This is a genomic window from Planctobacterium marinum, from assembly GCF_036322805.1.
In the GTDB taxonomy this organism is placed as follows: domain Bacteria; phylum Pseudomonadota; class Gammaproteobacteria; order Enterobacterales; family Alteromonadaceae; genus Planctobacterium; species Planctobacterium marinum_A.
Genome location: NZ_AP027272.1, coordinates 4,177,088 through 4,187,311 on the forward strand (window position 1 = coordinate 4,177,088; position 10,224 = coordinate 4,187,311).

Annotated in this window: 7 protein-coding genes; 4 read left to right on the plus strand and 3 right to left on the minus strand. The window is 47.5% G+C overall.

Annotation, left to right across the window (positions count from 1 at the left end; all coding sequences use genetic code 11):
* Window positions 1–25 precede the first annotated feature (25 nt).
* Window positions 26–733 carry a two-component system response regulator ArcA gene (gene arcA / locus AABA75_RS18380; protein ID WP_338294190.1) on the plus strand — a complete coding sequence of 236 codons (708 nt, stop codon included), beginning with the start codon at window positions 26–28 and terminating at the stop codon, window positions 731–733.
* A gap of 711 nt (window positions 734–1,444) precedes the next feature.
* On the opposite strand, the gene pmbA is transcribed toward arcA, so the two are convergent.
* Window positions 1,445–2,776 (minus strand): metalloprotease PmbA, encoded by a 1,332-nt coding sequence (gene pmbA, locus AABA75_RS18385; protein ID WP_338294886.1) that lies wholly within the window; start codon window positions 2,774–2,776, stop codon window positions 1,445–1,447.
* Between the two features lie 102 nt (window positions 2,777–2,878).
* Here pmbA and yjgA point away from each other — a divergent pair, with 102 nt between their 5' ends.
* The 3 genes from yjgA to AABA75_RS18400 all read left to right on the plus strand — a co-directional run bounded on the left by yjgA (window position 2,879) and on the right by AABA75_RS18400 (window position 7,898).
* Window positions 2,879–3,409, plus strand: a complete 531-nt coding sequence (gene yjgA, locus AABA75_RS18390) for a ribosome biogenesis factor YjgA (protein WP_338294191.1) — start codon at window positions 2,879–2,881, stop codon at window positions 3,407–3,409.
* Window positions 3,410–3,413: 4 nt separating this feature from the next.
* On the plus strand, window positions 3,414–6,587 hold the full coding sequence (locus AABA75_RS18395; protein ID WP_338294192.1) for a beta strand repeat-containing protein: 3,174 nt from the start codon (window positions 3,414–3,416) through the stop codon (window positions 6,585–6,587).
* A 97-nt stretch (window positions 6,588–6,684) separates the two neighbouring features.
* Window positions 6,685–7,898 (plus strand): IS3 family transposase gene (locus AABA75_RS18400; protein WP_338294193.1). Its coding sequence is split into 2 segments (ribosomal slippage): window positions 6,685–7,021 and window positions 7,021–7,898, totalling 1,215 coding nucleotides; the frame shifts between segments, so codons are not numbered across the junction.
* 66 nt (window positions 7,899–7,964) lie between these two features.
* On the opposite strand, the gene tldD is transcribed toward AABA75_RS18400, so the two are convergent.
* Window positions 7,965–9,407, minus strand: a complete 1,443-nt coding sequence (gene tldD / locus AABA75_RS18405) for a metalloprotease TldD (RefSeq protein WP_338294194.1) — start codon at window positions 9,405–9,407, stop codon at window positions 7,965–7,967.
* Window positions 9,400–10,221 (minus strand): carbon-nitrogen hydrolase family protein, encoded by an 822-nt coding sequence (locus tag AABA75_RS18410; RefSeq protein WP_338294195.1) that lies wholly within the window; start codon window positions 10,219–10,221, stop codon window positions 9,400–9,402. The genes tldD and AABA75_RS18410 overlap by 8 nt, the downstream gene beginning before the upstream one ends.
* Window positions 10,222–10,224: the final 3 nt, after the last annotated feature.

The window sequence follows — 10,224 nt, forward strand, 5'->3', positions numbered from 1 at the left end:
AATGACAACAATCTCAGGTGAGATCATGCAAACTCCAAATATATTGATAGTAGAAGACGAAGTCGTAACAAGAACTACGCTGAAAAGTTTATTCGAAGCAGAAGGCTACGGTGTATTCGAAGCGGAAAATGGCGAAGAAATGCATGATCACTTCGAAAATAACACCATCGACCTGGTGATCATGGATATTAATTTACCAGGTAAAAACGGTCTGATTCTGGCTCGTGAAGTACGCGACAAGAAAAACGTCGGCCTGATATTTTTAACCGGTAGAGATAACGACGTGGATCGCATCCTGGGCTTAGAAATAGGCGCGGATGATTATCTCACCAAGCCATTTAATCCACGCGAACTAACTATCAGAGCCAGAAACCTGTTGGCCCGAACCAGTAACGCCAACGAAGATGAGGATCTGCCCAGCAAGGTTAACTTCAACGGTTGGGTATTAGATGGCGACAGCCGCAGCTTAATCTCCCCATCTGGTAATGAATTCAGATTACCGCGTAGTGAATTCCGTGCCCTGCATCTGTTTTTGAGCAACCCAGGGAAAATCCTCACCCGAGAGCAGCTTATTCTGGAAATGACGGGCCGCGAATTGCGCACCAATGACAGAACCGTCGACGTTACTATTCGTCGTATACGCAAGCACTTTGAAAGTGAGCAAGACGCCGAGGATTTGATTGTCACCATTCACGGAGAAGGGTATCGCTTCTGCGGTTCTGTAGACGCTTAAATCCCTCCGATTTTTACTAAAAAAGCCACCGCTGAGGTGGCTTTTTGCTTTCTGAGACAAGCAGTGACGCTAAGGTTTTAGCAGTGAGGCGAAGTTGCCACCCAGCTCCCTTTGTGCGCAATTACATTGGCTTTCAGAAAAAACAACGTTGAGTGAAATCAGGGATGATACCCATACCAATAAGTAGCCCTCAGCATGCAACTCAGTGGAAATTGAAATGCTTTTAGACAAGGCAGATGTTTAAAGGTCTGGTGGCCCCAAATCAAGAACATCTAACGCGGTATAAAAGCATTTCAAATCCATCGCAGGCGACACCCCAGAGGCTTATTTCTTTGTCGCCAACATGGATGTTGGTGAGGAGCGAGAGCAGGATGCGTTGAGCTTTGCGCGATATTCACAAGAGCACCAGTATTATTTCAATCACGCGCCTCGAACTAAGCTCGCTGGGATGTCGCTGAGCGCATACTGAGAGTTATTTATTGGTATCATCAATGCCAGCACATGGACGTGCTGTCATTAATGGTCTACGTTGTTCTGAAAGACAAGGGAATGCTTTTGCGCGCCAAGGGCTGCGGGGGTTTCTTAAGGGGGCTCAGCCGCTCCCCTTAAGGCGCTGCCGGCGCCCCGGCATAAATTTACAAAAAGCGAAAAATTAGTTAAGACTTAGTAACGCTAATGAATTAATAAACTTAAATGCTAAATTTATAAAACCTACTCTCCGGCAACGGACATAGATTCCAACAATAAACTACCAGTAAAGATACTGCCGCGTTTTTCTACGTCATTACCTACAGCGACAATATTCTGATAGATGTCTTTCAGGTTACCGGCGATGGTTAGTTCGTGCACTGGATATTGAATAACGCCATTTTCCACCCAATAGCCTGCAGCTCCACGGGAATAATCACCCGTCACAATATTAACGCCTTGACCCATTAGCTCAGTTATGAATAAACCTGTGCCCATTTCTTTCAGCAGGTCTGCCTGGCTGTGACCAGTATCTTTCACTAACCAGTTGTGAATTCCACCGGCGTGACCGTTGGTTTTGGTACCCAGTTTACGAGCCGAATAGCTGGTTAACAGGTAATGATTGAGGACGCCATTAGTGACAATGTCCATGTCGTATGTGGCGACCCCTTCATTATCAAATACGCTGCTGGCCAGTGCCCGTTTAATGTGTGGTCTCTCCTGGATATCAAACCACTCAGGAAACACCTGCTCACCTTTGCTGTCCAACAAAAAGCTGGATTTGCGATACAAACTGCCACCACTGATAGCACTGACAAAGTGCCCGATGAAGCCCGGCGCCAGTTCTTTGTCGATGATCACAGGCACATTACAGGTATTGACTTTATTTGCACCTAAGCGGCTGACGGTATTTTTCGCCGCTTCGCGTCCCACATCTTGCGCGGCTTGCAATTTATCGGCTTCACGGGAGACGGTATAAGCATAGTCCCGTTGCATGTCATCCCCTTCCCCAGCAATCAATACACAGCTCAGACTGTAACGAGAACTTGGATAACCAACATTCACCCCATGAGTATTGCCATAAACCTTCAGGCCAATATTGGCGTTGTAGCTGGCACCGTCTGAGTTGCTGATTTTATCATCACTGTCCAGACCCGCTGATTCAGCTTCAAGCGCCAGTTGTAATCCGGCGTCAGTATCGAGATCTATCGGGTGATACAGCTCAAGGTCGATGTTTTTTTCCACCATTAGCTCTTTTTCAGCCAGACCAGAACAAGGATCTTCACCAGTGTAACGCGCTATAGAGATGGCTTTTTCAACGGTGAGTGCCAGTGCTTTTTTACTTAAGTCTGCAGTTGATGCACTGCCCTTACAGCCGTCGACATAGACGGATATTCCCAAACCACCGTCGTTGGTAAATTCGACGGTTTCCACCTCTTTTAAGCGGGTAGCAACGGCAATACCTTGTACTTTACTGATACTGGCTTCGGCGTTATCTGCGCCCCCAGCTTTGGCCATTTTTAAAACATCCGCCACGACTTCTTGTATTTCGGCGAGTTGTTGCTCAGCGTGCATTACTGTTTCGATCCTTTCAATTGTGCTAATCCACAAGTATTCATTGGTATTAGCACGGGCAATGGTTACAATCATGCCAAGTGTAACACCAAAGTGAAGGTTATGGGCGAAGATCTGTTTTCAGATTCTGACTCGGAATTTGACGATTATAAAAGTAAAACCCAGCTCAAAAAAGAGATGTTGGCGCTGGTTAAATTGGGTGAACAGGTAGTGGAACTGGGCGTTGCTGCGCTGAAGAAAATCCCCCTGGATACGGAAGTCGCTGAGGCAATAGATATTGCTCGCAACATGAATCGTAAAAAGCCCTCTTACCGACGACAATTGCAATTTATTGGCAAATTGCTACGCAATCGGGACGAGGAAGACGTCGCTGCGATTACCCAGGCATTGGAAAATTTACAAGGGCAACAATATCAATTGAAAGCTCATTTCCACAAACTTGAAACATTGCGCGATAAACTTGTTGACCAAGGCGACGATGCACTGCAAAGTTTGTTGCAGGATTATCCACAATTAGACCGACAACGTTTAAGGCAGTGGATCCGACAGGCTAAAAAAGAGCGGGAACAAAACAAGCCCCCTAAAGCCTACAGAGAAATATTCCAATACTTAAAACAAGAAATACAAGAGTAATAAAATGCGCGCTAACATTTTTGCTGTCTTCCTGATTTTCCTTATCAGTGGTTGTGGTGGGGGTTCATCGGGTGCCAATGGACCCGATCCATTTAACCCCACACCCGATCCCGTCATCGATTTGTCCATTGCTATCTTAGACAGCAACTGTGAAGCAGTCAGCGACAATACCTTCACCACAGATGAAGACATTTGTGTGCAAGCAACGCTCACCAGTGACGGAAGTGCCTACTCAGGCCAGGCTGTAGGTTTTTCGCTAGACTCTACCATTGCCAATTTGAGTACCACCAGTACCTTAACCGGTGCTGATGGTATTGCGCAGATTATTATTTCCAGCAACGGAGTGGACACTGGAGCTGCCACGGTAACAGCTACCTACGAAAGTAATACCGCCTCAGAGAGTTTTGAGTTTGTTGCAGGATCCTCTGGCGCGGTCATAGCACTTGAGGTTTCGGTATTGGATGGCAGCTGCGCTGCTGTAGACATTCCCACGTTTAGCACCTCAGAGAATATCTGTGTTAGAGCACTTTTAACCAGCGATGACAACCCGGTATCCGGGGAAATCATCCGCTTCTCGCAAGGCGCCGCGATTGGCACATTAAACAGTACAACAGCCCTGACAAATGCTAACGGAATTGCTGAAACCACAATTAGTAATTCAACCCTGGCCACAGGTGCAACAACCGTTGTTGCGACATTCGATACCATCAGTAGCTCAGCAAACTATGAATATGTGGCGGACGCTCAAAGTTCAATTCAGATTTCGATTACTGTACTAGAACAAGATTGTATAACTGAATCTCAAAGCTTTGGCACCAATGAAGAGATATGTGTGCGCGCGTCTCTAACCCGTGGAGAAGAGGGTGTCAGCAATGAAATTGTGAACTTTTCACTGTCATCAGACCTGGGGACTTTAGACAGAATCACTGCCCTTACCGATGCCCAAGGTAACGCCGAGGTTTTTATCACTAACAGCGATGCCACCATTGGTGCCGCTGCAGTCACTGCTAGCTACGATTCACTTAGCAGCTCGCAAAACTACGAATACGTTACCGTGAATACCACTGTTACGGCATCTCCTACCGTAACAGTGGCTCTGTTGCGTGATGGCGCACCGGTCAGTGCGTTTCAAGCTGGCGATTCAATTAAAGTCCAGGCGACGGTGCAAGATTCCGACGGTAACGCCGTGGTTGGCGGCATTGTCACCTTCTCAATCCAGGGCACAGGCCCGATACTCACCCCCACTTCAGAACTCACTGGCATGGGCGGCGTCGCCGAGGTGGACATTAGCGCCACCGAAAACGATTTGGGCGCTTATTCTTTGCAAGTAGAAACCACGGTTAACGATATACAAATCAGTGCAGCGAGCAATTTCGCTGTTCGTTCTGCCGGTGCAACGGTAGAGGGCGAAATTCGCTTTGGTCATATTGATGGAGATGGTAATTTTGTTGAAGGTATCATCGGCTCATCCATCGCTGATGAGAATGGCGATGTGACGATCAGTGCGGGTGCTACTACCGGTTTTGACGTTGCTTTGGTGGACGAAAATGATGCCCGCATTACTACGCCGACTCCGATTACCTTTACTTCCACCTGTGTGGCTAATGGTCAGGCCACTATTGATGAAACCGTTACCACCATCAACGGTGTGGCTTCTGCTACCTTTGAAGATTTAAGCTGTGCCGGTGCCACTGGCAACTCGGATCAAATTGTTGCCTCCGTAGTGATAAACAACGAAACCCTTACTATTACACGAGACCTGACCATAGAAGCAGAAGGGATTGGTTCAATTTCATTTGTATCAGCTACACCTGATGCCATTGTACTCTCTGGTACAGGGGGGCAAAACTCCAGCTCGGTATCAACCTTGGTGTTTCAGGTCAATGGTGATTTAGGTAACCCACTGGCACAGCAAGAAGTGTCATTTTCATTGAATACGCAAGCTGGCGGGCTGACACTGGACCCGGAGTCCGGACTTACCAATAGTGCCGGACAGGTGAGTACACGAGTGACCGCGGGTACGGTACCAACGCCAGTACGGGTAACGGCAGCGGTAACCACATCAGATAATAATGTAATCCGTACTCAATCAGATTTGTTAACGGTAAATACTGGCCTGCCTGATCAGAACAGTTTTACCTTAAGTGCAGACACGCTCAACCCGGAAGCCTTCGACATCAGTGGGCAAACGGTGACCATTACAGCTCGTCTGGCTGATATCTACAATAACCCGGTGCCCAACGGTACTACCGTGAACTTCACTACGGAATACGGCAGTATCGAAGGCAGTTGTGAAACAGGTGAAGATGCCGATGGTGTTATTGACCCGACACTGGCGGCTACAGGTACCTGCTCCGTTACCTGGACCAGCCAAAATCCACGCGATGATGACGATCACAGAAGTACTATTCTCGCTACGGCAATTGGCCATGAAACACTGTTTGATGCCAATGGTAACAATGCTTACGACGACACTGACGGCAGCGCCATAACCGATGGCACTGATTCCGGTTTTGGCGTTAGCCCATATGGACAGACTGGCTTTGTAGATTACTCCGAAGCCTGGGTAGACTACAATGAAGATGGCAACAGAGATAACGCAGAGCCCTTTGTTGATTTTAACGGCGATGAAACCTTTAACGGGCCAGACGGATTTTTCAACGGTCCACAGTGCAACTCTGACACCGGCTGCAGTGATGCTGCCCGCTCCATCCATATTCGTAGAGCCTTAACGCTAGTCTTGTCTTCTTCTGATGCTTATTACCGTATTTACGCTTCTGCAAATTTTGTTGACGATAATATCATCGCAACAAACGATCCGGGTGTTACCATCAGCAATACCGATGTGGTGGATGGTATCTACCAGCAACCTGACGATACCTCTGTAGATTATTACATTGCCTATTACGACACTGACGAACAAGTTCTGGCGCGTGGAACACAACTGGGTACTATAAACTCAGATGGTGACTTATCTACGGTGATTGACGAAGTGGGCAACACCACTAGAGCAGAGGTGGCTGGCGTCCCGGGTAGTGTCTTCTTGCTGATACAGGGTTATACAAACGAGGCGGGTAGCTCTGACACTTCCACTGGAGAAACCTTTTCTCGAATTATTGAAAGTCCTTCGAATACCCGAACCAATGTTAACTTTTCGATAGCCAGAGCAGCCCCTTAAGAAGCTATTGCCCCTACAAAAAAGCCCCGATAACGGGGCTTTTTATATTCTAATGGCTGTCCCGTCCTGAAATGTGTTTACACATTTAGGACTTATTATGAGAAACCCAGATAAACAACGCGTTAAACGAACTCAACGTGATTACACCTTAGGCTTTAAATTGGCCGTTGTAGCGCAAGTCGAAAAAGGCGACTTCACCTACAAACAAGCTCAAAAGCACTTTGGCATTCAAGGCCGAAGTACAGTTCTCGTCTGGCTACGAAAGCATGGTAAGCTGGATTGGTCTGAGCCTTTGATGCATTCACTTATGTCTCAATCCAACGAAACACCCGCCCAAAAGATTAAGCGTTTAGAACGCGCATTAGCTGATGCTGAACTCAAAATTGATGTTCTGGAAGAGGTAGTAACCCGTGTTGATAACGAGTGTGGGAGTAACTACAGAAAAAAGTACTACGACAAGCTCTCTGGGCGGGAAAAGTTGAAAAACGAAGAAAGCTAGCTCGTTGTTGCCGCCTGTTCGGATTTACACCTCAAGGGCTTTATCAGTGGATTAAGCGGTTTAACGATAAGCAGCAGGTGCTAATGCCGGTTAAGGACATGGTGCTGTATTGGCGCCAGTACATGCCGCGGATTGGGACTCGAAAGCTCTACCAACTGATGAAACCAGAGCTTGATAAACTTGGCATTAAGTTGGGGCGTGATGGACTGTTTGATTATTTACGCGCAGAAGGCATGTTGGTTAAACCCAAACGTAGTTACACAAAAACAACCGACAGCCGTCACTGGATGAAAAAGCACCCGAATCTACTGAAGGACTATCAACCTCAACAGGCTGAGGATGTGCTTGTGAGTGATATTACCTACGTGAAGTCAGATGCGGGTACGCACTATTTATCATTAACAACGGATGCATATTCCCGAAAGATAATGGGGTATGAACTCAGCGATGAAATGAAAGCAACAGATGTGGTTAAGGCACTCAATATGAGTATCAAGCATAAGTACTATAACCATCCAATGATTCATCACTCAGACCGAGGAGTGCAATATTGCTCTGAGGAATATCAGGCTGTCCTGAGAAATCACAACATTACTCCATCTATGACCGATGGTTATGATTGCTATCAGAATGCCTTAGCGGAAAGAATCAATGGCATACTAAAGCAGGAGTTCTTGTTGCATCAGTGCAAGAATAGGCGGGAATTAAAGCAACTCGTGGATGAATCGATATACATCTACAATGAGATGAGGCCGCACTTGAGTTTGGGAATGAAAACACCTAACCAGGTGCATTACGAAAAAGGCCGATAGATAAAATCTACCGGCCTGCATAAAACGTCAACGTATTTTAGGACGAGACAGGCGGATAAAGTTTTCTTAAGCCGTACCACCCACGGTAAGCGCATCCACTTTTAAGGTGGGCTGGCCCACGCCAACAGGCACGCTTTGACCGTCTTTGCCGCAAACACCAACACCGCGATCCAGTTCCAGATCATTGCCTATCATGGAGATTTTTTGCATGACTTCCGGACCATTGCCAATCAAGGTGACACCTTTTACCGGTGAGGTCACTTTACCCTTTTCAATCAGGTAGGCTTCGGAGGTAGAAAATACAAACTTACCGGAGGTGATATCCACCTGGCCACCACCAAAATTAGGCGCCCAGATACCTCTGTCTACCGTTGAGATAATTTCTTCCGGCGTGCTATTACCCGCCAACATGTAGGTATTGGTCATTCGAGGCATAGGCAGATGGGCGTAAGATTCACGGCGACCATTGCCGGTGGGTGCAACGCCCATCAGTTCAGCATTGACCTTATCCTGCATGTATTTTTTTAGAATCCCATCTTCGATAAGTACATTGTATTGCCCCGGCGTTCCCTCATCGTCGTAGCTTAAAGAGCCGCGTCTGTCTGGCATGGTGCCATCATCCACCACAGTAACGCCACTGGCAGCTACCTGCTCCCCGATACGACCAGAAAAAGTAGATGCGCCCTTGCGATTGAAGTCGCCTTCCAGGCCGTGTCCTACTGCTTCGTGCAACAATACTCCAGGCCAACCAGCACCCAATACTACTGGCATCACGCCAGCGGGTGCTGCCACCGCCTCAAGGTTAATTCTGGCCATGTGCAGGGCTTCATCAGCGATAGATTGATAGCGGGGGGCGCCATTGTATTCTTCTCTGAAATACAGGTAGCCCATGCGACCACCAGCACCAGAACTACCTCGCTCTCTGCGACCGTCTTTTTCCAATATAACTGAACAATTCAAGCGGATCAGCGGACGTAAATCTGTTGCCCATGTACCATCCGATGCCGCTACCAGTATTTCTTCATACACTCCAGACAAACTCACCACCACTTGCGACACGTCCGGCGCTTGCTGACGGATATAATTGTCGGTGATGCGCAGCAAATCGATTTTTTCAGATTCAGTCATTTGCGCTAATGGATTACTGGAGGTATACAACGCCCCTTGTTCCACCGCGACGAACTTATTGAGGCTTTGGGTGCCACCATGGATGGAAATACTGCGCGCCGCACCAGCAGCGTTTAACAATGCTTCACGGGTTATTTCATCTGAATAGGCGAATCCGGTTTTTTCACCGGATACAGCCCTGACACCTACGCCACGTTCGATATTGTAGCTGCCGTCTTTAATAATCCCGTCTTCCAATACCCAGCTTTCGTGTTGGCTGGCCTGGAAATACACATCAGAAAAATTGTTTTGGTGCTGTAATATCAGATTAATGGATTCTTCAACATCAGCACGGGTCAATCCTGACCCGTCAATAAGGTGCTGTTCAACTGAATTAGACAAGCTTGCTCCTGAATCTGTTTTGCTGCTTTACCGGCATTGTAGCGCGGATCTGCTCAAGGTACGAAAAATTAACGTCAGAATAGATAAATCCCGGTGATTCCAGGGTCTCCATGAGTAGCTCGCCCCAAGGTGAATAAATGCAACTATGTCCCCAGGTTTCTCGGCCATTAGCATGCACACCCGACTGATTAGCCGCCACCAGATAACACTGGTTCTCAATACTTCTGGCCTGTAGTAAAGGTTGCCAATGGGCTTTCCCGGTTTTTTGAGTAAAGGCAGCCGGTAGCGCTAAGACGTCAACTTCGCCCATCGCATCGAATAAGCCAGGAAAGCGCAGATCATAACAAACCGCCACACCCAGTGTGCCGAAGGGCGTTCCTGGAACGACACAAACTTCATTGCCCGCCTGAGTATACCTGGATTCTTTATAGCTTCGAGTGTTGTCCGCCACTTCCACATCAAACATGTGGATTTTTTGATAGTGAGCAATGACCTGGCCATGGTTATCAATCACCAGACTGGAGGCGGTAAACTTCTCAGGTTCTTCACCTCGCAATGGAATAGTGCCGCTAACTAACCAGATGTTAAATTCACGAGCCAACTCGATCAAACGCTGCTGAATTACCCCTTCGCCAAAGGGTTCGGCCTGCTCGAGGGTAGATTTATCCGATGCACCAAACCAAGCAAAACACTCCGGCAGAACTACAAGGCAAGGTTGTTCGAACTCCATGCCCTGCAAAGCTTTGCGAATTTGCCGGAAATTGGCGTCCACATCCGGTTCAGATGTCATTTGGATTGCTGCAATCATTGCCATATT